This is a genomic window from Nocardia sp. NPDC058114 (genome assembly GCF_042884695.1).
Lineage (GTDB): Bacteria > Actinomycetota > Actinomycetes > Mycobacteriales > Mycobacteriaceae > Nocardia.
Genome location: NZ_JBHVTK010000003.1, coordinates 768,092 through 791,041, shown reverse-complemented (window position 1 = coordinate 791,041; position 22,950 = coordinate 768,092). Strand labels below are relative to the sequence as shown.

At 68.1% G+C, this 22,950-nt stretch carries 19 protein-coding genes; 11 read left to right on the top strand and 8 right to left on the bottom strand.

Annotated features, from left to right (window positions below; translation table 11 throughout):
* Positions 1 to 86: 86 nt before the first annotated feature.
* The gene (locus ACFVVI_RS16065; RefSeq protein WP_387445871.1) at positions 87 to 1,268 is read left to right on the top strand and encodes an FAD-dependent monooxygenase; all 1,182 of its coding nucleotides are present in this window, start codon (positions 87 to 89) and stop codon (positions 1,266 to 1,268) included.
* A 34-nt stretch (positions 1,269 to 1,302) separates the two neighbouring features.
* Positions 1,303 to 2,286 (top strand): LLM class F420-dependent oxidoreductase, encoded by a 984-nt coding sequence (locus tag ACFVVI_RS16060; protein ID WP_379313529.1) that lies wholly within the window; start codon positions 1,303 to 1,305, stop codon positions 2,284 to 2,286.
* 6 nt (positions 2,287 to 2,292) lie between these two features.
* Here the strand turns inward: ACFVVI_RS16060 and ACFVVI_RS16055 are convergent, their stop codons facing one another.
* The 3 genes from ACFVVI_RS16055 to glyA all read right to left on the bottom strand — a co-directional run bounded on the left by ACFVVI_RS16055 (position 2,293) and on the right by glyA (position 5,225).
* Positions 2,293 to 3,591 (bottom strand): hypothetical protein, encoded by a 1,299-nt coding sequence (locus tag ACFVVI_RS16055; RefSeq protein ID WP_387445870.1) that lies wholly within the window; start codon positions 3,589 to 3,591, stop codon positions 2,293 to 2,295.
* Positions 3,591 to 3,803, bottom strand: coding sequence for a hypothetical protein (locus tag ACFVVI_RS16050; RefSeq protein ID WP_378636305.1), 213 nt, complete (start codon positions 3,801 to 3,803; stop codon positions 3,591 to 3,593). The genes ACFVVI_RS16055 and ACFVVI_RS16050 overlap by 1 nt, the downstream gene beginning before the upstream one ends.
* Before the next feature lie 126 nt (positions 3,804 to 3,929).
* On the bottom strand, positions 3,930 to 5,225 hold the full coding sequence (glyA, locus tag ACFVVI_RS16045; RefSeq protein WP_378993039.1) for a serine hydroxymethyltransferase: 1,296 nt from the start codon (positions 5,223 to 5,225) through the stop codon (positions 3,930 to 3,932).
* 171 nt (positions 5,226 to 5,396) lie between these two features.
* Between glyA and ACFVVI_RS16040 the strand changes: the two genes are divergently transcribed.
* Positions 5,397 to 5,519, top strand: coding sequence for a hypothetical protein (locus ACFVVI_RS16040; RefSeq protein WP_387445869.1), 123 nt, complete (start codon positions 5,397 to 5,399; stop codon positions 5,517 to 5,519).
* On the opposite strand, the gene ACFVVI_RS16035 is transcribed toward ACFVVI_RS16040, so the two are convergent.
* Positions 5,509 to 6,720, bottom strand: coding sequence for a DUF885 domain-containing protein (locus ACFVVI_RS16035; protein ID WP_378993042.1), 1,212 nt, complete (start codon positions 6,718 to 6,720; stop codon positions 5,509 to 5,511). The genes ACFVVI_RS16040 and ACFVVI_RS16035 overlap by 11 nt on opposite strands.
* A gap of 199 nt (positions 6,721 to 6,919) precedes the next feature.
* Between ACFVVI_RS16035 and coaA the strand changes: the two genes are divergently transcribed.
* The gene (gene coaA / locus ACFVVI_RS16030; RefSeq protein ID WP_101465876.1) at positions 6,920 to 7,852 is read left to right on the top strand and encodes a type I pantothenate kinase; all 933 of its coding nucleotides are present in this window, start codon (positions 6,920 to 6,922) and stop codon (positions 7,850 to 7,852) included.
* Between the two features lie 22 nt (positions 7,853 to 7,874).
* Here coaA and ACFVVI_RS16025 read toward each other — a convergent pair whose 3' ends face one another.
* The 3 genes from ACFVVI_RS16025 to ACFVVI_RS16015 all read right to left on the bottom strand — a co-directional run bounded on the left by ACFVVI_RS16025 (position 7,875) and on the right by ACFVVI_RS16015 (position 10,464).
* Positions 7,875 to 9,005 (bottom strand): hypothetical protein, encoded by a 1,131-nt coding sequence (locus tag ACFVVI_RS16025; protein ID WP_387445868.1) that lies wholly within the window; start codon positions 9,003 to 9,005, stop codon positions 7,875 to 7,877.
* Positions 9,006 to 9,088: 83 nt separating this feature from the next.
* A complete protein-coding gene (locus ACFVVI_RS16020) occupies positions 9,089 to 9,655 on the bottom strand; it encodes a hypothetical protein (RefSeq protein ID WP_378993045.1) in 567 nt (188 codons plus the stop codon).
* A 29-nt stretch (positions 9,656 to 9,684) separates the two neighbouring features.
* Positions 9,685 to 10,464 carry an isoprenyl transferase gene (locus ACFVVI_RS16015; RefSeq protein ID WP_266293063.1) on the bottom strand — a complete coding sequence of 260 codons (780 nt, stop codon included), beginning with the start codon at positions 10,462 to 10,464 and terminating at the stop codon, positions 9,685 to 9,687.
* Positions 10,465 to 10,712: 248 nt separating this feature from the next.
* Between ACFVVI_RS16015 and ACFVVI_RS16010 the strand changes: the two genes are divergently transcribed.
* Together ACFVVI_RS16010 and ACFVVI_RS16005 are read left to right on the top strand one after the other, a co-directional pair.
* On the top strand, positions 10,713 to 11,378 hold the full coding sequence (locus tag ACFVVI_RS16010; protein WP_387445867.1) for a hemolysin III family protein: 666 nt from the start codon (positions 10,713 to 10,715) through the stop codon (positions 11,376 to 11,378).
* A gap of 115 nt (positions 11,379 to 11,493) precedes the next feature.
* Positions 11,494 to 12,975 (top strand): adenylate/guanylate cyclase domain-containing protein, encoded by a 1,482-nt coding sequence (locus ACFVVI_RS16005; RefSeq protein WP_379314435.1) that lies wholly within the window; start codon positions 11,494 to 11,496, stop codon positions 12,973 to 12,975.
* A 12-nt stretch (positions 12,976 to 12,987) separates the two neighbouring features.
* Here the strand turns inward: ACFVVI_RS16005 and ACFVVI_RS16000 are convergent, their stop codons facing one another.
* Positions 12,988 to 15,039, bottom strand: coding sequence for a thioredoxin domain-containing protein (locus ACFVVI_RS16000; RefSeq protein WP_378993051.1), 2,052 nt, complete (start codon positions 15,037 to 15,039; stop codon positions 12,988 to 12,990).
* A gap of 265 nt (positions 15,040 to 15,304) precedes the next feature.
* Here ACFVVI_RS16000 and ACFVVI_RS15995 point away from each other — a divergent pair, with 265 nt between their 5' ends.
* The 5 genes from ACFVVI_RS15995 to ACFVVI_RS15975 are packed head-to-tail and all read left to right on the top strand — an operon-like array spanning position 15,305 to position 22,950.
* Complete coding sequence (locus tag ACFVVI_RS15995; protein WP_379314437.1) at positions 15,305 to 16,516, top strand: MFS transporter; 1,212 nt, start codon at positions 15,305 to 15,307, stop codon at positions 16,514 to 16,516.
* Between the two features lie 5 nt (positions 16,517 to 16,521).
* Positions 16,522 to 17,757: an aminotransferase class I/II-fold pyridoxal phosphate-dependent enzyme gene (locus ACFVVI_RS15990; RefSeq protein WP_387445866.1), complete on the top strand. Its 1,236-nt coding sequence runs from the start codon at positions 16,522 to 16,524 to the stop codon at positions 17,755 to 17,757.
* Positions 17,754 to 19,319 (top strand): acyl-CoA carboxylase subunit beta, encoded by a 1,566-nt coding sequence (locus ACFVVI_RS15985; RefSeq protein WP_387445865.1) that lies wholly within the window; start codon positions 17,754 to 17,756, stop codon positions 19,317 to 19,319. Before ACFVVI_RS15990 ends, ACFVVI_RS15985 begins: the two co-directional genes overlap by 4 nt.
* Positions 19,316 to 21,313 carry an acetyl/propionyl/methylcrotonyl-CoA carboxylase subunit alpha gene (locus ACFVVI_RS15980; protein WP_387445864.1) on the top strand — a complete coding sequence of 666 codons (1,998 nt, stop codon included), beginning with the start codon at positions 19,316 to 19,318 and terminating at the stop codon, positions 21,311 to 21,313. The genes ACFVVI_RS15985 and ACFVVI_RS15980 overlap by 4 nt, the downstream gene beginning before the upstream one ends.
* A 41-nt stretch (positions 21,314 to 21,354) precedes the next feature.
* Entirely contained in the window at positions 21,355 to 22,950 is a 1,596-nt protein-coding gene (locus tag ACFVVI_RS15975) for an ABC transporter substrate-binding protein (RefSeq protein WP_378993059.1), read from the top strand.

Here is a 22,950-nt window from a genome sequence, read left to right as displayed (position 1 = left end):
CTTGACGTGAAACTGTGTCTACCATACTCTTATCTGCATCCACCGGATACAGATTCCATCGGACACAGATCTTCGGGAGTTGCATCATGCGTACTGTTCTCATCTCCGGCGCCAGCGTCGCCGGCCCCGCCCTCGCCTACTGGCTGCACCGCTACGGCTTCTCCGTCACCGTCGTCGAACGTGCCCCCGCGCTGCGGGCAGGCGGCCAGGCGGTGGACTTCAAGGGCAAGACCCACCTGACCGTGCTCGAGCGGATGGGCATCCTCGACGAGGTCCGGGCCCGGCGTACCGGCACCACCGACCTGGTCTTCGTCGACGACAACGGGCGTGAGCTCGGCGTGATGTCGGGCGAGTTCACCGGCGGCGACCTGGAGATCCTGCGCGGCGACCTGGCCGAGGTCATGTACGACAAGACCGCCGACACCGTCGAGTACCTCTTCGGCGACACCATCACCGACCTGCGAGACACCGGCGACGGCGTGGCGGTGCGGTTCGAACACAACCCGCCCCGCACCTTCGACCTCGTCCTGGGCGCCGACGGCATCCATTCGCGAGTCCGGAAGTTGGCGTTCGGCCCCGAGGCCGACTATGTGGCGCACCTCGGCTACTACTACTGCGTCGCCGGCGCGAGCCGCTGGAGCGACGCGGCCACGCCCCGCGACAAAGCGGCAGGTGCCGCCCACAACACCCCGGGCAAACTCGCCATCGACGGCGGCCCGAAGGCCCAGCAGATGTACATGTTCGCCGCCCCCGAACTCGACTACCCCCGCAACGACGTCGACGCCCAGCGCCGCATCATCACCGAAACCTTCGCCGACATGGCATGGCATGCCCCCCGCATGCTCACCGACCTGGCCGAATTCGACGACATCTACCTCGACTCGATCAGCCAGGTCCGGATGAACGGCACCTACACCCGCGGGCGCGTCGCCCTCATCGGCGACGCCGCGTACGGAAACACCCTGGCGGGCTTCGGCACCGGCCTCGCCGTTGTCGGCGCCTACGTCCTCGCGGGCGAACTGGCCGCCGCCGCGGGTGATCACATCACCGCCTTCGCCAACTACGACCGGATCATGAAGCGCTACGCCAAAATCGCGGGCAACAGCAACGCGGGCCCCTTCCTCGCGCCCAAGACCTTCCTGGGCATCAAGGCGCGCAACTGGTTCCTCGGCTCCCGCTTCTTCACCCTCATGCTGAAATACGGCGACAAGGCCGCCAACGACATCGACCTGATCGACTATCCGCAGCTGGTCGGGTGTAGCGCTTGACTTGGAGTGCACTCCAAGTCATAAAGTCGGCGACATGAGCATTCGACTCGGCTATCAGATGCCCAACTTCAGCAACACGTCCTCGGTGCGTGAGCTGTTTCCCGCGGTGATCGCGCAGGCGAGGGAGGCGGAGGGGGCGGGGTTCGACGCCGCCTTCGTGATGGATCACTTCTATCAGCTGCCGTTGATCGGCGAGCCCGAGGAGCCGATGCTGGAGGCCTACTCGGCGCTGTCGGGTCTGGCTACCGCGACCGAGCGAATCCAGTTGTCGGCCTTGGTCACCGGCAATACCTATCGCAATCCTGCCCTGCTGGCCAAGACCGTCACCACGCTCGACGTGGTGAGCGGTGGCCGGGCGGTGCTCGGCATCGGGGCGGGGTGGTTCGAGCTGGAGCATCAGCAGTACGGGTTCGAATTCGGCACCTTCACCGAGCGGTTCGAGCGGCTCGACGAGGCATTGCGGATCATCACGCCGATGCTGCGCGGGCAGCGATCCACCTTCGACGGAAAGTGGTACCACACCGAGAACGCGATGAACGAGCCACGCATCCGCGACGACCTGCCGATTCTGCTCGGCGGTGGCGGCGAGAAGAAGACCTTCGGCATGGCCGCCCGCTTCGCCGATCACCTCAACATCATCTGCAACGCCTCCGAACTGCCCCGCAAACTCGACGCTCTGCACCAGCGGTGCGAGGAGGCGGGCCGCGACCCCGCCACCCTGGAGACCAGCTTCCTCGCGCTGACCATCGTCGACGAAGACGGTGACCGCGCCCGAAAGACCCAGGCCGACATGCTGTCGCGACTCGGCGTCGACCTGTCCACCCTGACCGAAGCCGAACGCCGGGCCACCGTCGCCGACCGCCAATTCGCCGGCACCCCGGACGAAGTCGCCGAACAGATCCAGGCCCGCGTCCTCGACCACGGCATCGACGGCGTCATCATCAACCTGATCGCCAACGGCCACGAGCCCGGTGTCATCGACCGGGTCGGCCGCACCCTGAGCCCGCTGGTGCACTGAGCGAGCTCACCACGACGCGAAGTGGTCTTCTCCTCGCTGGCGGTTCTGCTGGCGGCGACGGAAGAAGACCTCTTCCGGGGTGACGGTGGTGAGGGCGTTGGTGATGCGGCTCAGGCGGGTGTCGTAACGGTTTTCGTGGATGTGGCGTTCGATGCCCGCTTGCCATTCGGGGGAAAGGCGCGACCAGATCGCGGCGACTCGGGACTGGGCGGCGGGTTCGGATTCGGCGAGTAGTTGCAGGAGAGCGGGCCAGTAGGTGGCGTCGGTGGCGTGCGCGGGCAGGGCGGCTACCGAGGTTTCGTCGAGTTCGGCGAGGGTGGCGGCGATGTGGCGGCGGGCCGGTTCGCTCAGGCGGGCGGACAGGGCGAACAGCCCGCGCCACGGGTCGGCTTCGTCCTTGCCGTCCAGCGAGCGGACCAGCGCGCCGAGCACGTCGGTGTTCGCGAATTGCGGGTTCGTAGACAAGGCCCACAGGGCAACGGGTTCGAGTCTGCCGATCACGGTGAGCAGCGCGGGCGAAGCGTTCCGGTTGACCGCGGTGAGCAGAAATCGGCCGACCTCGTGTGTGGTGCCGCGGCCGAAGAAGATGTCGCCGAGAATGCCGGTGATTTCGGGGTCGACCTTGCAGAACAGGGCGAGCATCGCGTGATGCAGGGTGGGTGGGCCCGCCAGGACGGTGTGGAGCATGGCCGGCACCCGCTGGCGTGGGCCCGCCAGCAACTGCCGCACGATCCGGCTCAACGTGTGCGCCGGGTACGCGTAGGCGGCGGTGAAGATCAAGCCCGCGTCATCGAGGACGGTCTGCTCCAATGCCGCGATCAGCGGCTCGTTCACCACCGAGAGGAACCGCGCGGCCGTCACGTAGTCGCGACGCCGCAACAGCTCGTTGATGATGAGGGTGATCGGCTCCGGCCTGCCGTATCGCATCAGCTGTTCGAAGACATTCGGGTCCAGGTACGGCGCTCCGTCGGCCGCGTAGACGGCATCGACCGCGCACAGCGCCTGCGCGCACTTGCGCGGATGTTTGACGCCGACCGCGCCGAGGAATCGGGCGGCGAGCACCGGCGGCACCACCCGCTCGAAGAGCGCGACGCCCACACCCACCGGAAAGATCGGCACGAGCGGGCTGACCCGGCGGAAGGTGTCCGCGTGCTCGGCATGCAGTGCGCGCAGGATCTGCTGCTGTATCGCCGACAGATGCACCGCGCCCAGACGGGCCAGCGGTGCGAGGCGCTGCGGCGGCACTTTCAGCGTGCGCGCGAGCACAACGAGCTGTGTCTGAGCTTCGAGTTCGGTTTCGATCATCAGCTGCCGAAGAGGATCTTGCGCGAGACCTTACGCAGCGGAGCGGGCATCGCGGTGAGCGCGGCATCGATGGCCCGGCGCAGCGCCCGCACCTCGTTGGCCCGCGCGGCGCGGAACAGTTCGATCAGCTCCCTGGCCTCGGCCTCGGAGAGCAACTCGAACGCGTGCACCTCCCCGCCGACCTCACGCGCCAACGCGCGTCGATATTCCATACGGACTGACCATGCCCTATTCCATTAGGCCCGTACGCGATTCACCGGAACTTTGTGTGTTCCGACAACACGATGGCCCCTGTCTGCATGGAGCTGACAGGGGCCATCGGGCAGAAGTTCTCCGGCTCAGCCGAGCAGGCGCCAGTCCTCGAGACCCTGGTAGAGCGGAACGCTCTGGGCCAGGCGCGACACCCGGCCGCGCAGGGTGTCGACGTCGGAGGTGCCCGCCAGGGCGGCGGCGATGATGTCGGCTACCTCGGTGAACTCGGTGTCGCCGAAACCACGGGTGGCCAGGGCCGCCGTGCCGATGCGCAGGCCCGAGGTGACCATCGGGGGGCGAGGGTCGAACGGGACGGCGTTGCGGTTGACGGTGATGCCGACCTCGTGGAGGACATCCTCGGCCTGCTGGCCGTCGAGTTCGGAGTTACGCAGATCGACCAGGACCAGGTGCACGTCGGTGCCGCCGGTCAGGACCGAAACACCCTTGTCCTTCACGTCGGCGCCGGTCAGACGCTCGGCGAGGATACGCGCGCCGGACAGGGTGCGGACCTGACGGTCGGCGAACTCCTCGGTGGCGGCGATCTTGAACGCGGCGGCCTTGGCGGCGATCACGTGCATGAGCGGGCCGCCCTGCTGACCGGGGAACACCGCGGAGTTGAGCTTCTTGGCGAATTCCTGCTTGGCCAGGATCAGACCGGAGCGGGGACCGCCGAGGGTCTTGTGCACGGTGGAGGACACCACGTCGGCGTACGGCACGGGCGAGGGGTGCAGACCGGCGGCGACCAGGCCGGCGAAGTGCGCCATGTCGACCCACAGGTAGGCGCCGACCTCGTCGGCGATCTCACGGAAGCGGGCGAAGTCCTGGTGGCGCGGGTAAGCCGACCAGCCGGCGACGATCACCTTCGGCTTGGCCTTGCGCGCGATGTCACGCACCTCGTCCATGTCGATCCGGTGGTCTTCCTTCGACACACCGTAGGAGTGGACGTCGTAGAGCTTGCCCGAGAAGTTCAGGCGCATGCCGTGGGTGAGGTGACCGCCGTGCGCGAGGTCCAGACCCAGCAGGGTCTCGCCCGGGTTCATCAGCGCCATCAGCACCGCGGCGTTGGCCTGCGCGCCCGAGTGGGGCTGCACGTTGGCGAATTCGGCGCCGAAGAGCTCCTTGGCACGGTCGCGAGCCAGGGTTTCCACCACGTCGACGGCCTCGCAGCCGCCGTAGTAGCGGCGGCCCGGGTACCCCTCGGCGTACTTGTTCGTGAGGACGGAGCCCTGCGCCTGCAGGACCGCGCGCGGCACGAAGTTCTCCGAAGCGATCATCTCGAGGGTGTCGCGTTCGCGGGCGAGCTCGCCCGCCATCGCGGCGGCCAACTCGGGATCGAGCTCACCGAGAGACTGGGTATTCACCGAAGCGGTCGTCTGCGTCACGCCGTCGAGTCTATTGCCGACCGTGTGCGAGCCGAGCACGGGGATACCGCAACACCGTCCGAGCCGCCACCGGAGAGACCAGGGTCACAGCCCGGCTGACCAGGTTCGATAGCCGTCGAACACAACAGACTCGGCGTAACGACCCGTCCGACGGTGACCGATGACACAGATATGACCGCACTGCCCGTGACCCCGGCCATCGCACCGTCCGACCCGATCGAGGCACTCCTGCTGCAGATCAGCTACCTGGTCTGCTCGCTGTTGAACCCCGGCGGCTGCGCCGTCATCCAGTAGCGACACTCATCCGCCGGATCGCCCCCGGCGTCAGCGGCTCGTCGAGCAGACGCCCGAACCGCTCGACCCGATCCTGGGCGCCGACCGCACCGTCGAGCCACCCACCGAGCAGGCGGTAACCCTCGACATAGGTGCTGATGTAGGCCCGCCACAGCGGCGAGGACAGGAACCGCAACGACTGCCGCGCCCGTTCCGGCGTCGCCAGAATCCACCGCTGCAGGAACAGCGCCACCTCGTCCTCGCTGCGATGCTGATCGTGCAGCAGCAGCGCGGCGTCCTGACGCACGTTCAGCAGTTTCGCCGACGCGGTCGAGAAGCGTTCGGCCCGTTCACCGTCGAAACGAAGGCCGAGGTCGGCGTAGATCTCCTGCGCCCAGACTCCCCAGCCGGGCCCGACAATCGACCGAAGGGCCAGGTCGGCGAGGCCCTCGGCCATCAGGCACTGCGGGGTGTTGACCAGGAACAACGTCTGCTCGTCCTCGCCCGCCGCGACCAGTCCGGCCTCCTTGCGGCAGTGCTCGGTGTGATGACCGGGGTAGGCCTCGTGCGCGATGAGCGCGGGGAGGTTGCCCATGTGCTGTTTGAGGTCGGAGTTGATCGCGACCGTCGAGGCGAAATTGCCCAGGTAGTAGTTGAAGCCGGACCACGGCTTGTCGCCGACCACCTCGTAGGTGACGTGCTCGTTGTCGGGCAGCGGGTAGCGCTCGCGTACCCGCTCCCGCAGCGCACTCGAGAACGCTTCGACACAGGTAGCGAGCTTTTCCGGGGGGATCTCGTCACCGCGGCGGTAGGCAGCGGCGCGTTCGGCCAGCGGTCCGTCGCCGCCGAGCACCTCGTCCATCTGCCGGTGCGCTTCGCGATAGTCGTCGGGGTCGCCCGGTGCGATGTCGACGTCGAAGTAGGCGCGGACCTCGTCGACGAAGCCGATCTGCTCACCGGCGAACTTGCGCGCCGAGCATTCCATCGCCACCAGGTGGGCATCGAGGAATTCGGTGCGCTGCGCCGAGAGCCCGGCATCGGGCAGGGCGGCGCGCAGATCGACGGCGCGCCGGGCCAGCTCCGAGGGCACCGGGACGGCCGCGTTCTCGATATCGCGGCGCAATTGCGGATCGCCGGTGTAGGCGTCGACGAACCCCTCTTCGAGGCGATCGAAAGCCAAACCCAGGCGCAGGTATTCGGTGACAAGTGGATGTGACCCCATCCGCCCGACATTACGTGGTCGATCGGAAAATGGCGTCTTACCTCGGCGTTGTCGCTGGTTACCGACCGGTAGCCAAACCCCCTGTTGCGCGCGGGCAGCGAGCACGGAGCACAATCTCGCTATGCGGTCAGAGTTATCCCGGATCTCACCAGACGGGCAGCCAAGCTGTGCGGATGCGCCCGGACGGAGGGTCGGGTAGGTGGCACGGATGAGCGAACCGAGCCCCTATGTGGAGTTCGATCGAAGCCAGTGGCGCACACTGCGCAAGTCGACTCCCCTGGTACTGACCGAGGACGAGCTGACCGGCCTGCGCGGTCTCGGCGAGCAGATCGACCTCGACGAAGTCGCCGAGGTGTACCTGCCGCTGGCGCGGTTGATCCATCTCCAGGTCGCGGCCCGGCAGCGGCTGTTCGCCGCCACCGCCACCTTCCTCGGCGAGAAACATCCCGACAAGCAGGTGCCGTTCGTGATCGGGGTCGCGGGCAGTGTCGCGGTCGGTAAGTCGACCACCGCGCGCGTGCTGCAGGCGCTGCTGGCGCGCTGGGATCACCACCCCCGGGTCGACCTGGTGACCACCGATGGATTCCTTTATCCCACAGCCGAACTCATTCGTCGCGGCATCATGCACCGCAAGGGTTTCCCGGAAAGTTACGACCGGCGCAAGCTGCTGCGATTCGTCACCGAGGTGAAGTCGGGCGCCGAAGAGGTGTGCGCGCCGGTGTATTCGCACAAGTCCTACGACATCGTGCCCGACGAGAAGCACTGTGTCCGCCAGCCCGACATTCTCATCGTCGAGGGCCTGAACGTGCTGCAGACCGGTCCGCGACTGATGGTGTCGGACCTGTTCGACTTCTCCATCTACGTCGACGCCCGCATCGAGGACATCGAGAACTGGTATGTGCAGCGCTTTCTCGCGTTGCGCAAGACCGGCTTCGCCGACCCCGACGCGCACTTCCACCACTACGCGGCCTTCGACGACGAACAGGCCACCGCGGCCGCGCGCGATATCTGGCACTCGACCAACCGGCCCAACCTGGTGGAGAACATCCTGCCGACGCGCCCCCGCGCAACCCTGGTGTTGCGCAAGGACTCCGACCACACGATCAACAGGCTGCGGCTGCGCAAGCTCTGATCGGCTCGCGCGCCGACACCGCTCAGCCGGTGGCTGTCGGCGAGCCCAACGAGACGACCTGCGTCGCCACTTCCGCGCTGTCCTCGCCCTGGTGGACGACCAGGACTCCATGCGGCGTGCCGCGCGCGTCGGTGGGCTCACCGGCGACCACCTCGAGCATCGGCTCCTGCGCCTGTTTCCGCGGGAGCATGTCGACCACCGGGTACTCCCCGACCGGCGCCCACCCCTGCGCCGCCAACTGCATCCGGTCGACCGTGCTCGGCGCGCCCGCGAGGTCGGACCACTTGCGGGTGGCGATCGTGATCGAACCATCGGCGCTCCAGCGCGGGTTGTAGGCCGCCGAGCACTCACCCGGCAGGGTGGGCATCGCCAGGACACCGTTGTTGGCGGCGTCGATGGTCGCCACGTTGCCGCTGCCGCAGGTCGCGCTGCGCGCGGTGGCCCCGGCCAGCACGAAGGTGTGCCCATCGGGACCGGCGGCGGCCGACAGTCCGGCGTCGATGCCGGGCACACGACCCAGCGGCAGGATGACATCGGAGCCGATGGCGTAGAGGTGACTCTTCTCCCACCACAGGCCGCGCGATTCCACCCGGGCCAGCAGCACGAACTCGTCGGTGGCCGCCACAAGCTCGGCCCCGCCCCACCCACCACCGGTGAGCGGACTCGGCGAATCCGGCAGGACGATCTCGCGTTCGGGCGCGGCGGGCTCGGAACCGGCCAGGTCCATGCTCATGATCTCGCCCGGCTCCCGCCACCAGCCGACCACCGAACCGCGCAACGCCACGGCGTTGGCGCAGTCACACGGTATGCGGGTCACCGACCGGTCGCGCACACCCACCGCGACCAGCGTCTTGCTACCGCTCTCCACCGCGAAGGCGTAGTGCCCGTCCCTGGTGAACGCCACCGCGGCCGACGAATAGCCGAAACTGCCCGGCGCCCGCACGGTTTCGCCGCCGCGCACCACCGCCAGCTCGGCATCGGTGCGATAGGCGAACACCGCGCCCTTCGCGGCCTGCTCCTCGGCGGGCGTCAGTCGTGGCGGCGCGGGCTGGTCGACCCCACCGCAGCCCGCGACGACCGCCACGGCACCGCACACGACGCCGAGCACCGCGATCCGCGCCCGCCATCCGCTCGCCTTCGTCGCAATTCCCACAGCTCACACCCCTGCAATGTGTCGTCGGGCCCGGTCTCGCGCAGCAGCCTAGCGGGGGGTGGCGCCGGATCGGGCCTACTCCGCTACAACTTCCAGGCCGCGTCGAGCCTGGTCGCCACGTCGATATTGCGGACCGCCGCGATCTCGGGTTTGCGGATCTCCTGTGCGACGTACCGGGCGACGAACCGGCGGATCTCGTGGTCGACGCTGGCCAGCACCCGCAGCAACTCGCCGCGCTTGGAGCTGCTGGCGACATTGACCCGCACATCGCCGGGACGCGGCTCGGCGATGTCGATGACCACCCGCAGTGGGTCGGCGGTGCGCGCGGTGAGATGCAGATGCACGGTGCCGTCGACCCGGAAACGCGACCTGTCGACCGCCAGATCGAGAACCAGATCCACGCGCAAGGGAATGGTCAGTTCGAAGGAGATGAACGCGTCGACGAAACGCAGGATTCGTGGCTGCCCGAGCTCCACCTGCGCGGTGACCTTCGCCAAGCGGCCCGGCCCCACCCCGATCGGCCCGAAATCGAAAGCGGCACCGGTGAGTTGGCCGAACGCGTCGGCGATGCGCTGCTCGGAGACGGCGTATTCCAGGAAACGCCTGCCGAATTCCTCATAGCTGATGTAAGAAGGCTGTCCGGGTTCCACTGACCGCAGAGTACGCGACGGCTACGGCCTCACACGCCGAAACGGCGGTGGCGCGCGGCGTAATCCCTTAGTGCGCGCAGGAAGTCGACACGCCGGAATTCCGGCCAATACGCCTCGGTGAACCAGATCTCCGAATAGGCGCTCTGCCACAACAGGAACCCCGAAAGCCGCTGCTCACCAGAGGTTCTGATCACCAGGTCCGGGTCGGGCTGACCGGAGGTGTAGAGATGCTGGCCGATCGCGTCGACCGTAATCGACTGCACCAGATCCTCGCCCGACTCGCCCGAGGCGATCTCCTGGCGCACCAGCGAGCGCACCGCGTCGGTGATCTCCTGGCGGCCGCCGTAACCCACCGCGACATTCACGTGCACGCCGTCGCGCCCGCTCGTTCGCTCGGCGGCCACCCGCAGCCGCTTGGCGATCAACTCGGGGAAACCCTCGAGCGACCCGACGATCCGCACGCTCCAGTTCTGCTCCGGGGCGGACAGTTCCTCGACGACATCGGTGATGACCTCGAACAGGGTCTCGAGCTCTTCGGGGTCGCGGCGCAGATTCTCGGTGGAGAGCAGGTAGACGGTGACCATCTCGATGCCCTGGTCGGAACACCAGCCGACGAGCTCGGCGATCTTCAGCGCGCCGACGCGATGGCCGTGGCTCACATCGGTGAACCCGTTCTCACGCGCCCAGCGTCGATTGCCGTCGCACATGACGGCGACGTGGCGAGGGTGCTGCTTGTCTGCCAGCTGCTGCGACAGCCTGGCTTCGTAGATGCGGTACGGCAATCCACGCACCCGACCAAGAAACTCCACGCCCGCACCCTACGCTTGCCCGCCTCCCCGAGTATTTTGCCGGTCGCGAGTAGGGGGTGAGATTCGTGCCCGGCCGGCGGCACGGGCAAGGCCGGGGTTCGGGGTGGTCGGGAAGTTACCCATGTCCTCCCGAGATCAGCCGGTCGGGTTTTGTGTGGCCAGGGGCACGTTTGTGGTGTCGAGATGGGCGGTTGACGTACGGTTGGGGCACAACCTACGGTACCGTAGGTTCCGGCTCGGGAGGTTACGTGGACGATGTCCTGACTGAGATCGCCACGGTGATCAAGCCCCGTTTTCGTGGCTGGATCCATACGTGGGCGGTCGGCGTCGCCGCTGTCGCGGTGACGGTGCTCGTGGTGTTCGGGTTCCTCACGTCGTTGACCGCGGGTTGGTCGACGCTGCTCTACGGGATCTCGGTGTGCGCGCTGTTCGGGGTGAGCGCGGTGTATCACCGGGTCACCTGGGCGAGCGTGCGGACACGGGTGCGGATGAAGCGGGCCGACCATTCGATGATCTTCCTGTTCATCGCGGGCAGTTACACGCCGTTCGCGCTGCTCGGATTGCCCGGGCGGACCGGGCAGATCCTGCTGGCCGTGGTGTGGGCGGGGGCCGTCGCCGGGATCGCGTTGAAGTTGCTGTGGCCTACCGCGCCCGCGTGGGTGGGGGTGCCGCTGTACCTATTGCTCGGGTGGGCGATCGTGCCGGTGGCCCCCGAGCTGCTGCACAACGTCGGAATAGCGCCGCTGGTGCTGCTCGCGGTCGGTGGCGTGATCTACAGCGTGGGCGCTGTTCTCTACGCGACCAAATGGCCCAACCCCTGGCCCGACTTCGGGCACCACGAGTTCTTCCACGCCGCGACGGTGGTCGCGGCGCTGTGTCACTACATCGCGATCTGGCTGGTCGTGCTCGGCTGAACGGCGCGTGCGCGCGGCCGCGGCCTGCGCGCCTTCTATGCTCGGTAGTTGTGTCACCCGTCAGCGCAGCTCGTGATGCCCGGGCGTCCTCGGGCGCCGGGCTCGGGCGTGCGCGGTGAACCGGCTGGTCCGGTGGGCGCTGCGGTCCTACTGGGGACTCGCGCTGGTGGTCATCACCGCCAATATGGTCGGGGTGGCGGCCATCTTCCTGGTCAGCTGGGCGGGTGGCGTGTTCACCCGGATCGGCGACGACTGGAGTGACGCGGCCGTCCTGATCCTGATCTACCCGGTGCTCGCCTTCACCCTCGGGATCGGCATCGCGCTCTACGACCGGCGCCGATATATGCGCTGGCTCGACGACAACCGCAAACCGACGCCGGAGGAAGCGCGGGTCCTGATCCGGCTGCCCGCCGCGATCACCCTGCGCGCGATCATCCTGTGGACACCGGGCGTCGCGTTGACCGTGTGGCTCGTCGACCGGTACACCGACTATCACAACATCACCGTGCTGCTGGCCGGATTCGCCCTCGGCGGGCTGGAGGCCGCGGGCGCGATCTACCTGATCCTCGACCGCCTGATCCGCCCGGCCGTGCCGATCATCGCCGCGGTGCTCGGGCCGACCGTCCATCCCAGCTCGACCGTACTGGTGCGGGTGCTCGTCACCTGGGCGGTGTCCAGCGCGCTGCCGGCGCTGATCATCATCGTCGTCCTCAGCGACACGACCACCCCGGCATCGGACCGGGTGCGCGCGGCGTGGCTGTTCTCGATCGTCGCGCTCGGCGTGGGCGCCCTCGCCACCGCGCTGCTCGCGCGCTCGGTGGCCACGCCGATGCGCACGATGTACCGGGCGCTGGACCGGATCACCCGCGGCGAACTCGATGTGCGGGTGCCCGTCGGCAGCGCGAGCGAGATCGGCCGCCTCGAACACTCCGTCAACGAACTCGCCGCCACCCTGCGCGACCAGATGCACACCGAGGACGTCTTCGGTAGGCACGTCGGCTCCACGGTGGCCGAACGCGCCCTGTCGGGCAGCTCCGACCTCACCGGCGATGTGCGCATCGTCTCGGCGTTGTTCGTCGACGTCACCGGCTCGGTGCAGCTCTCCGCCGAAATGGCCCCCGAGGATTTCGTCCACAAACTCAACCGGCTGCTCGCCACCGTCGTAGCGGCCACCGAGGACAACGGCGGCTTGGTGAACAAGTTCGCCGGCGACGCCGCGCTGTGCATCTTCGGCGCGCCTTCCGCACTCCAGGACAACGCCACCCCCGCCCTGCGCGCCGCCCGCCGCATCCGCGACGAAGTAGTCGACACCGGCGAGCTCGACGTCGGCATCGGCGTCGCCCGCGGCCAGGTCTTCGCCGGCGACGTCGGCGCCGACACCCGCCTCGAATTCACCGTCATCGGCGACGCGGTCAACGAAGCGGCCCGCCTCACGACGGTGGCGAAGGAAGCACCGCGGCGGGTGTTGGTCAGCGATGCGATCTGGCAGGCCGCGACCCCGGCCGAACGAGCCAAATGGAAGCGCTACAAGGACTTACGGCTGCGCGGAATCCCCGGCCGAACCCGGACCTGGACGGACATCTCACCGAGAAAGTGAGAACCAGGTCCGTTACCGCCGTAGCGAAGCCGTCAGGGCGGCGGGATCGGTGACCGGGAGGTCACAGACCGAGCCACGGCAGACATAGGCGGCGGGGGCGCCGTTGACGAGGGGGCGGTCGGTGAGGAGCGGGGCGGTGTTCGGCGGGGCCGCGAGGATGATCGAGCCGCCAGGGGCGCTGGCACGGGCGGCGGCCAGGAGTTCCATTGCCGTGGCGGACTTCTCGGTGGCCGCGATGGCTACCTGGTACGGGCCTCGGACCGCCGCTTCGGCGACGGAGAGCCAGTTGCCCGCGGTGCGGGGTGCGCGAGCCAGCAGGATCGCGCCGAGGGCGAGGGTCTGGTCGGCGAGTTCGCGATAGCGGATGGCTCGGTCGGTATCGGCGACCGCCGAGGCGGTGAGGAGGGCCTCGGCCAACGCGGAGGCGCCGGACGGGGTGGCGCCGTCGACGGGGTCGCGAGGACGGGCGACCAGGGTTTCGGCGTCGTCGGCGGTGTCGAACCAGCTGCCGGGGCGTTCGGGGTCGGCGAAGTGGTCGATCGTGTTGTCCAGCAACAGCTGTGCGGCGGCGAGCCAGTCGGATTCGCCGGTGGCCTGGTAGAGGGCGAGCAGGCCGGTGACGAACCAGGCGTAGTCCTCGAGGACGCCGGGCGGGGTGCCCGCGACGCCGTCGAGGGAGGCGCGGCGCAGTCGGCCGTCGACGAGGTGGACGTCGAGCAGGTAGCGGGCGCAGCGCACGGCGGCGGCGATCCACGACGGTTCTTCCAGTGCCGCACCGGCTTCCGCGAGCGCGGTGATGGTCATGCCGTTCCAGGCGGTGACCACTTTGTCGTCGCGGGCGGGCTGGGGGCGCCGGGTGCGGGCCTCGAACAACTGAGCGCGCAGTCGGTCGAAACGGGACGACTGCTCGGCGTCGACGGGATCGCTGTGGCGGGTGAGCACCGAGGTGCCCTGTTCGAAATTACCGGCGGTGCCGACGCCGAAAGCGTCGGCGGCCCACATCCCGTCGAGCGGGCCGAGTTCGCCGATCAGCTCGGCCGGCGTCCACACATAGGTCGCGCCTTCGACGCCGGGCCCCTCCGGTTCGAGGTGGGTATCGGCGTCGAGAGCGGAGGCGAAACCGCCCTGCGCCGTCCCGAGATCACCGAGCAGGAATTCGACCGTCTCCCGGGTCACCCTGTGCGGCAACGATTCCAGCGGGGTCACGGGCGCGCGACGCGCGAGATGGGCGTAGGCGCGCAGCAAGAGGGCGTTGTCGTAGAGCATCTTCTCGAAGTGCGGCACGAGCCACCCGGCGTCGACGGAGTAGCGCGCGAACCCGCCGCGCAACTGGTCGTAGATTCCGCCCCGCGCCATCGCCTCGGCCGTGCGCTCGACCACGTCGAACACCGACTGGTCGCCGGTCCGCTCCCAGTGCCGCAGCAGCCCTTCCAGCAACGCCGACGGTGGAAACTTCGGCGCCCCACCGAATCCGCCGTGCGTCGAGTCCTCGTCGGCGACGATCGCGGGCACGGCCTTGTCGAGAAGATCAGGGGCAATCGCGAATTCGGCGTCGGGCAGACCCGATGCCTGCGCCTGGAGCGCATCGGTCACCTGCCGCGCGGCCTTGTCCACATCGTCGCGCCGGTTGCGCCAGGTCTCGGTCACCGCGCTGAGCAACTGTGTGAACGACGGCATGCCGCCGCGCGGCTGCTTCGGGTAGTAGGTACCGCAGTAGAACGGCGCGCCGTCGGGCGTGAGGAAGCACGTCATGGGCCAGCCGCCCTGCCCGGTCATGGCCACGGTGGCGTTCATGTACACCGCGTCCAGATCGGGACGCTCCTCCCGATCCACCTTCACGCAGACGAAGTCGGCGTTCATCTGCTCGGCCGTGGCGAGGTCGGCGAAGGACTCGTGGGCCATCACATGGCACCAGTGGCAGCTCGCGTATCCGATCGACAGCAGGATCGGCACATTGCGCACGGCGGCCTCGGCTAGCGCGTCGGCATCCCACTCCCGCCAGTGGACGGGGTTGTCGGCGTGTTGACGCAGATAGGGCGAGGTCGCACCGGCCAATCGGTTCACGAGTTCCACCCTGCCATACGCGACGAACGCCGGCTGCGCCCCATGTGGTGGACACCGACTTCGCCCGGCCGGCGGTGCTCAGGCAATTTCTTCGCATCCCCCGTACGGCCCACCGCGCGGTCACCAATCCGCCATCGATTATTTACCTTTCCTACTGAAATCAACGCGATCGCAACGGTGTTCGACCGCTTCGCCTGGCCGTATACCTATAACTCGGATCCAGCATCCTGCGTGATTCGCTCGGCCATAGGGGAGTGCATTGTCTGTGCAAGCGGAAACCGGCGAAATTCCGGCTTCCGCGGCAACACGCCGAGCAGTTGTCACAACGGCATGTGTCGCGGTCGCGGTCGCCCAAATGGCGACCACCATCTACCTGCCGAGCATGCCTGCGCTGGGCGCCGACATCGGCGCCGGCGACAGCGTCCTGCAGCTGTCGGTGGCCGTGTTCGTGGTGTTCGCCGCGCTCCCGGTCGTCGCGTGGGGAAGGGCGGCGGAACGGTTCGGCCGGGTTCCCGCCTTCGTCGCGGCCGGGCTGTGCTTCGTCCTCGCCAGCGCGGGCCTCGCGCTGATCACCAACGCCCCGGAGTTGCTCGGGCTGCGCGTGGTCCAGGCGATCGGGGCGGGCGGGATCGCGGTCGTCGGCCGGATGATGATCAAGGATCTGTTCACCGGCGCGGAGCTCGCGCGCCAACTCGCGCTGCTGTCGATGGCGTTCGTCGTGGCGCTCGGCGGCGGACAGGTGATCGGCGGCATCGTCACCTCGACGGTCGGGTGGCGGTACGGATTCGTCGTGCTGGCCGTGCTCGCCGCGGTGCCGGTCGCCTTCGCCCTGCGCATCTCACTGCCCCGACGCGAAACCGGGCCGAAAGACAAAGGCACAGCCAGACGCCTTTTCACCGACCGGATCTTCGTCGTCAGCGCGGTGGCGGGCGGCATCGGATTCGCCGTCATCGTGATGATCCAGCAGAAGTCCGCGTTCATCTTCACCGACCGTTTCGCGCTCGCACCGTGGGCGTTCGGCCTGTTCGGCGTTTTCTACGGTGCCGCCTACCTCGGCGGCGCGACCTACGTCCGCCGGCGTGTGCGACAGGTGGGAGCGCACGCCATGATGCGCCAGGGCGCGGCGATCATGCTCGCGGGCTGCGTGCTCGTCACCGTCGTGTGGGCCGCCGATCTGCCCCGGGCGATCGCGCTGCCGGTCTTCCTCGCCGGGTACGTCACCACGACCTTCGGCCAGGCGACGCTGTTCCCCAACAGCGCCGCGCACGCTGTCAGCCACCTCGCCACCGGAGCCGCCATCGCCGTCTCGTGGTGCGCGCTGGTGCAGCAGGGCCTCGCGGGCATCGCCTCGCTGGCAGGCCCCACCCTGTCCGGGCTCCTCGCCTGGTCCATCGCCATCACCCTGCTCGCCGCGGTGAACGTACTCGTCGTCGCGGCGCCCGAGAAAACTGACGCACCCTCGCCAACAAAGGAATGAACGGAATGGCCAGAAACCAATTCGCAAATATCCGCAGGCAGTTGCAACTGAGCAACACATTCTGGGACGACAGCACCACGCACGGACTGGTCGACATCATCGCCGATGATATGCGGGAGGGAATTGTCCATTCCCGCGACGGTCGAACGATCGTCAACTTCTCGTCCTATTCCTATCTCGGTTTGGACAGCGATCCACGAATCATCGAGGGCGCCCATCGCGGGCTCGACGAAACCGCGACGATCAATTCTTCTATTTCCCGGATGCGCATCCGGCTCGGTCTGCTGGAGGAGGCCGAACAGCGGCTCTCCCGGACCTTCGGCGCGCAGGCGGTCACCGTGTCGTCGTGTGCGGCCGCCGCGTGGGCGACCTTGCCGCTGCTCGCCTCCGGTGAGCTCACCGACGGGCACCCGCCGCTGGTGGTCTTCGACAAGAACGCGCACTTCTGCTTGAACGCGATGAAGCCGCTGGTCGCGGACGAGACCGAGTTGGTCACGATCGAGCACAACGACATCGCCGCCCTGGAAGAGTTGTGCCGCACGCATTCGCACGTGGCCTATGTCGCCGACGGGGTCTACAGCACCGGCGGCGGCGCACCGCTCGCCGAGTTGCACCGGCTCCAGGATCGATACGGCTTGTTCCTGTATTTCGATGAGGCGCACGGCATTTCGACGTTGGGTAGCCACGGCCGCGGATACGTTCTCGGAGCCTACGAGGGCTGGCGGGAACGAACCCTCGTGATCGCCTCGCTCAACAAAGGCTTCGGCGCCAGCGGCGGCGTGATCTTCTTCGGCGCGGCGGGCGACGCGTCCCGCACGCCCACCCTGTTGCGCACGAGCGGCCCGCTGATGTGGTCGCAGCGCGTCAACACCGCCGGACTCGGCGCGATCATCGCCGCCTGCGACCTCCACGACGACGGCACCGTCGACCGGCTCCAGGTCGCGCTCCAGGAACGGGTCCGCCTGTTCGACTCGCTGGTCGACACCGACCTCGCCGGTGACGGCCTGCCGATCCGGTTCGTGAGCATCGGGCAGGAGGACGTCACCGTCGCCGTGGCCCGGGACATGCTCGACGCCGGTTTCTACACCTCGCCGGTGTTCTTCCCGATCATCCGCCGCGGCAGCGCGGGCCTGCGCTTGATGCTGCGGGCCGACCTCGACCCCGACACGATCCGCCGCTTCGCCGACACCCTGAGCTCGAGTCTCGCCGCGCATCAGGACCGGGAGGAACTACCAGCATGACCGCCGTCATCGAGAACACCCTCGGATTCGAAGCCCAACGCGCCCTGCTGCGTGACCACACCGCCGAGATCGTGGCGCCGCGCCGGCGCCACGGTGACGCGAAACTGCCGGTGCGCGAACGGGTCAACCGCATCCTGGACCCGGGGACACCGTTCCTGGAGATCGGTCGCCTCGCCGCGCACGAGGTCTACGACACCGATCTGCCCGCCGCCGCGCTGATCGTCGGCATCGGCACCATCCACGGCAGACCGTGCATGGTGTTCGCCAACGACCCGCACGTGAAGGGCGGAACCTTCTATCCGCTCACGATCAAGAAGCACCTGCGCGGGCAGAAGCTGGCCAGGGAGTACCGCCTGCCGTGTGTGTATCTGGCCGACTCGGGCGGGATCTACCTGCCGTTGCAGGAGGAGATCTTCCCCGACGAGGAGCACCTCGGAAAGATGTTCCGCAATATCGCGGAGATGTCGGCCCTCGGCTTGCCGCAGATCTCGGCCGTGCTCGGCATCTGCACGGCGGGTGGCGCCTACATCCCGGCGATGAGCGATGAGACCGTGATGGTCAAGGATCTGAGCACCGTCTTCCTCGGCGGGCCGCAGCTGGTGGAGGCCGCCACGGGCGTGGTGGTCGACGCGCAGACTCTCGGCGGCGCCGATCTGCACGTCCGCGACACCGCGGTGGCCGATCATCTCGCGGCGAACGAACTGGAAGCGCTGGCCATGGTGCGCGACATCGTGTCCCGTACCCCCGGTGACCGTGTGCATCCGCCGGCCTTCGAGGCGCTCGAGCCCGCCGACGATCCGGCGCGGCTGCCGGATCTGATTCCGGCGACCACCAAGAAGGAGATGGACGTCCGCGCGATTCTGCGCTGCGTGGTCGATGCCACCTCGTGGGTCGAGTACCGCAAGGACTACGGCATCACGATCGTGTGCGCGACCGCCCGGATCGCGGGTTACGAGGTCGGGATCATCGCCAATCAGGGCGTGATCTTCCCCGACAGCGCGCTCAAGGCCACCAACTTCATCCAGATCTGCGAACAGCGCCGCATCCCACTGTTGTTCGTGCACAACGTGAGTGGGTTCATGGTCGGCGAGGAGTACGAGCGGGCCGGAATCGCCAAACACGGCGCGAAGATGGTGAACGCGGTCTCGTGCGCCACGGTGCCGAAGATCTCGCTGGTGATCGGCGGCAGTTTCGGCGCCGCCAATTTCGCGATGTCGGGGCGGTCGATGGGCGGCCAGTTCATGGCGATGTGGCCCAATGCCCGCTCCACCGGGGTCGGTGGCGAACAGGCAGCGGCGGTGATGGCGATCCTCAAGCGTGACCGGCTGCGCCGCGAGGGCAAGGAGCTCGGCGCCGCCGAGGAAGCCGCCATCAAGCAGCCGATCATCGACAGCTTCGAGCGCCAATCGCTGCCGACCTACATCGCGGCCCGCATGTGGATCGACGCCGTGGTCGAACCGGAGGACACCCGCTCGTGGTTGGCACGGTGCCTGTCGCTGGCGCACGAGCGCTGGGATCGGCCGCAGCCCGCGGGTTCGAACTTCGGGGTGTTCCGGCTGTGATCTCCCGACTACTCATCGCGAACCGGGGCGAGATCGCCGCCCGGATCGCCCGCACCTGCGATCGCCTCGGCATCGAGTACGTGACCGTGAGCGTGGCGGCGGACCGGTCGCTCACCTATCACGCGGCGGCGGTGTCGACCGTCGCGCTGCCCGAGGGGTATCTCGATATCGAGGCGCTGGTGCACGCCGCGACCGAAACCGGTTGTGACGCGGTACATCCGGGATACGGGTTCCTGTCCGAGAACGCCGATTTCGCGCGCGCGGTCCGGGCTGCCGGATTGGTGTTCGCCGGCCCGAGTTCCCGGGTGATCGAGACGATGGCCGACAAGTCCTCCGCGCGCCAGGTCATGGCCGAGGCGGGTGTGCCGGTACTGCCGGGCACCGTGCGGGCGAGCGAAGACCTCGACGCCCTGGTGGGCGGGGCAGCCGACATCGGGTACCCGCTGATCGTCAAGCCCGCGGGCGGCGGTGGCGGCAAGGGCATGTCGGTGGTGCGCTCGGCTGCCGGACTGCGCGAGGCACTGGCGTCTGCTTCCCGCACCGCGACAGCGGCTTTCGCCGACGGCCGCCTGCATCTGGAGCGGTACGTCGAGCGCGCACGTCACATCGAGGTGCAGGTCTTCGGCGACGAATTCGGCCACGCTGTCCACCTTTTCGATCGCGACTGCTCGCTGCAACGGCGGCATCAGAAGGTGATCGAGGAGGCCCCGGCCCCACGGATTCCCGATGCGGTGCGCACGGCGATGTTCGCCGCCGCGGTGCAGGGAACGAAGGCTCTGCAGTACGTGGGCGCGGGGACTTTCGAGTTCCTGCTGGTCGGTGACGAGTTCTTCTTCATCGAGATGAACACGCGCTTGCAGGTGGAGCACACCGTCACCGAGGAGATCACCGGCCTCGATCTGGTGGAGTGGCAATTGCGGGTCGCCGCGGGCGAACCGCTGCCCGCCGAGCAGGCGGACATCGCGTACTCGGGCGCTTCGGTGCAGGTGCGGATGTACGCCGAGGACCCGTTCCGGTCGTTCCTGCCGTGCCCTGGCGGGCTGGAGGTCACCCACTGGCCGGATGTTCGCGTCGAACGCGCCTTCACCCGCCGGCTCGATGTCAGCGGCGGGTTCGATCCGATGATCGCCAAACTCGTCGCCACCGGCACCACCCGCGACGACGCGCTCGCCGCCGCACGGCGAGCATGCGAAGACATTCGCTGGCAGGGTATTTCGACCAACCTCGGTTTCGTCGCACGTGTGCTCGCCGCACCGATCGTCGCGGCCGCCGAGCACGACACCGCCTATCTGGACCGGATCGATCCGGTCGCCGAGTTCGCCGATCCCGACGAACTGAGCGCCCTCGCGGTGGCCGCCGCGCTGACCGCGCCCGACCGTGCGACACCATGGTCGACCGGGGCGCCTGGAGGTGATCGGGCCTGGCTCGATCCCGCCGATCGCGACCTCGGCAGCCTCGATCTGTCGGTCGACGGGCGCGCCTTCACGGTGCGAGTCGGCGGCTACGAGGGCGACGCGGTGCTCGTGCGCGAGGGAACCGTCGACTCGAGCGGCACCGCCGCGCAAGCCACCACCGGCCCTGATGCCACCACCCGGCCGACGACCGATGTGGGCATCACCGCTCGGCGAACCGACGGCGACACGATCACGGTCGGCTCCACCCCCTGCGTCGTTCGACGCGACGGCGAGGGCTGGAGCTGCCAGGTAGCCGGGGTTTCCCGGCAGGTGCGCTACGCCGAATACCGCTCGCTCGGCACAACGGCGACGGATCCCGAGATCCGCTCGCCCATGCCGGGCACCCTCGTGCAGCTCCACGTCGAATCGGGCAACCCGGTCGAGAAGGGACAACTGCTCGGCGTGGTCGAGGCCATGAAGCTCGAACACGAACTGACCGCCACCCATGCGGGGATCGTCACCGTGACCGCGGCCGAAGGCGCCGTGGTCACCACAGCTCAATCACTGTTTCTCATCGAAGAGAGGGGCGCCGCGCTGTGATGCGACATCGGCGACTACTTGCCACAGCTCTGGTATCGGCGGTGGCCGTGCTGGCGACCGCGTGTGGTGGAACGGACACCGCGGCACGCGAATCGGCGCAACCGGTCAGCGGCGGCTCGTTGACGTGGGGGGTGGAGACCGAGCCGACCACGTTGAACCCGCACCTCAACGGGCAGAGCAATACGCACCTGATGTTGCGCAACGTCTTCGAGTCGCTCCTCGCGCGCACCACCGAGGGCGGTTTCGTCTCGTGGCTGGCCACCGGCCACGAGATCTCGCCCGACGGGCTCACCTACACCTTCCCCCTGCGGGAGGGCGTGAAGTTCACCGACGGCAATCCGCTCACCGCGACCGCCGTGGCGCGCAACTTCACCACGATGCAGGACGTGTCCTATTCCGGCGGCTGGTCCGCCGGGCCGCTGTCACATCTGGCCGCGGTCACCGCCCGCGACGAACGCACCGTGGTGTTCACCCTGAAGGACCCGTACGCGCCGTTCCTCGACTTCGCCGCCGGTTTCCCCATCATCTCCTCGGCCGCGTGGGACAAGCCGCAGCTCAAGGCCGGTGGGCCGGAGATCGCGGGGACCGGTCCGTTCATCCTCGACCGCTACGTGAAGGGTCAGGAACTGCACTTCCGCAAGAACCCCGACTACAACTGGGCGCCGCAGAGCGCCAAGCATCAGGGTCCGGCCTACCTCGACGAGGTGACCTACCGTTTCCTGCCCGAGTCGTCGGTGCGCACCGGCGCGCTCACCTCCGGTCAGGTCGACCTGATCGAAGGCGTCTCCGGCAACGACGCCGCACTGTTCCGGGACAATCCCGACTTCACCTATTCGACCGGGCTGAACAACGGCAGCCCGTACACGCTGTACTGGAACGCGACCTCCGGCCCGGCCACCGATCAACGAGTCCGCAAGGCGCTCAACAACTCTGTCGACGTGAACGCGGTGCTGCAGTCGATCTATCGCGGCGAGCGCACCCGCGGCTGGGGCATCGCCTCCAGCGTCGACACCCTGTTCTACGACAAGAGCATCGAGGGCACCTACGGCGCCGACAAGACCGCCTCGAACCGGCTGCTCGACGAAGCAGGCTGGACGGCAAAGGATTCCGACGGCTTCCGGACCAAGGACGGCCAGCGGCTGACCGTCGAACTGGTGCAGGCCCAGTCGACGGTGCGCGATCAGCGTGAGGTGCTGTTGCAGGCGGTGCAGGCGCAGGCCAAGCAGAACGCGGGCATCGATCTGAAGCTGTCCTACGTCGACCTCGGCACCTACAGCGAGCTCCGCAAGAAGAACGCCTTCGGGTCGATCGCCAACTCCGACACCATCACCGGCGGCATCGACATCGAGAACCACTGGTACCCGCCGACGCCGCTGGGCACGCTGAACTACAGCCGCGCCACCGATCCCGAACTGTCCACCTGGCTGCGGGCCGCCGCCTCGACCACCGACTCCGCCGAGCGGGCCAAGCAGTACGCGGCGTTGCAGCGCTTCGCGATCGTCGACAAGGCCTACGGGCTGCCGCTCTACATTCCCGAGAACCAGATCGCGACGGCGGCCCACGTGTACGGCGCGGGATACCGTCCGTACAAGCAGCTCGCGGAGAACGCGTACGACATCTGGGTCGATCGTGGATAG

Coding starts and splice junctions, on each gene's coding strand:
- ACFVVI_RS16065 (WP_387445871.1), top strand. CDS start 87: ATGCGTACTGTTCTCATCTCCGGCGCCAGCGTCGCCGGCCCCGCCCTC.
- ACFVVI_RS16060 (WP_379313529.1), top strand. CDS start 1,303: ATGAGCATTCGACTCGGCTATCAGATGCCCAACTTCAGCAACACGTCC.
- ACFVVI_RS16055 (WP_387445870.1), bottom strand. CDS start 3,591: ATGATCGAAACCGAACTCGAAGCTCAGACACAGCTCGTTGTGCTCGCG.
- ACFVVI_RS16050 (WP_378636305.1), bottom strand. CDS start 3,803: ATGGAATATCGACGCGCGTTGGCGCGTGAGGTCGGCGGGGAGGTGCAC.
- ACFVVI_RS16040 (WP_387445869.1), top strand. CDS start 5,397: ATGACCGCACTGCCCGTGACCCCGGCCATCGCACCGTCCGACCCGATC.
- ACFVVI_RS16035 (WP_378993042.1), bottom strand. CDS start 6,720: ATGGGGTCACATCCACTTGTCACCGAATACCTGCGCCTGGGTTTGGCT.
- ACFVVI_RS15990 (WP_387445866.1), top strand. CDS start 16,522: ATGGCCAGAAACCAATTCGCAAATATCCGCAGGCAGTTGCAACTGAGC.
- ACFVVI_RS15985 (WP_387445865.1), top strand. CDS start 17,754: ATGACCGCCGTCATCGAGAACACCCTCGGATTCGAAGCCCAACGCGCC.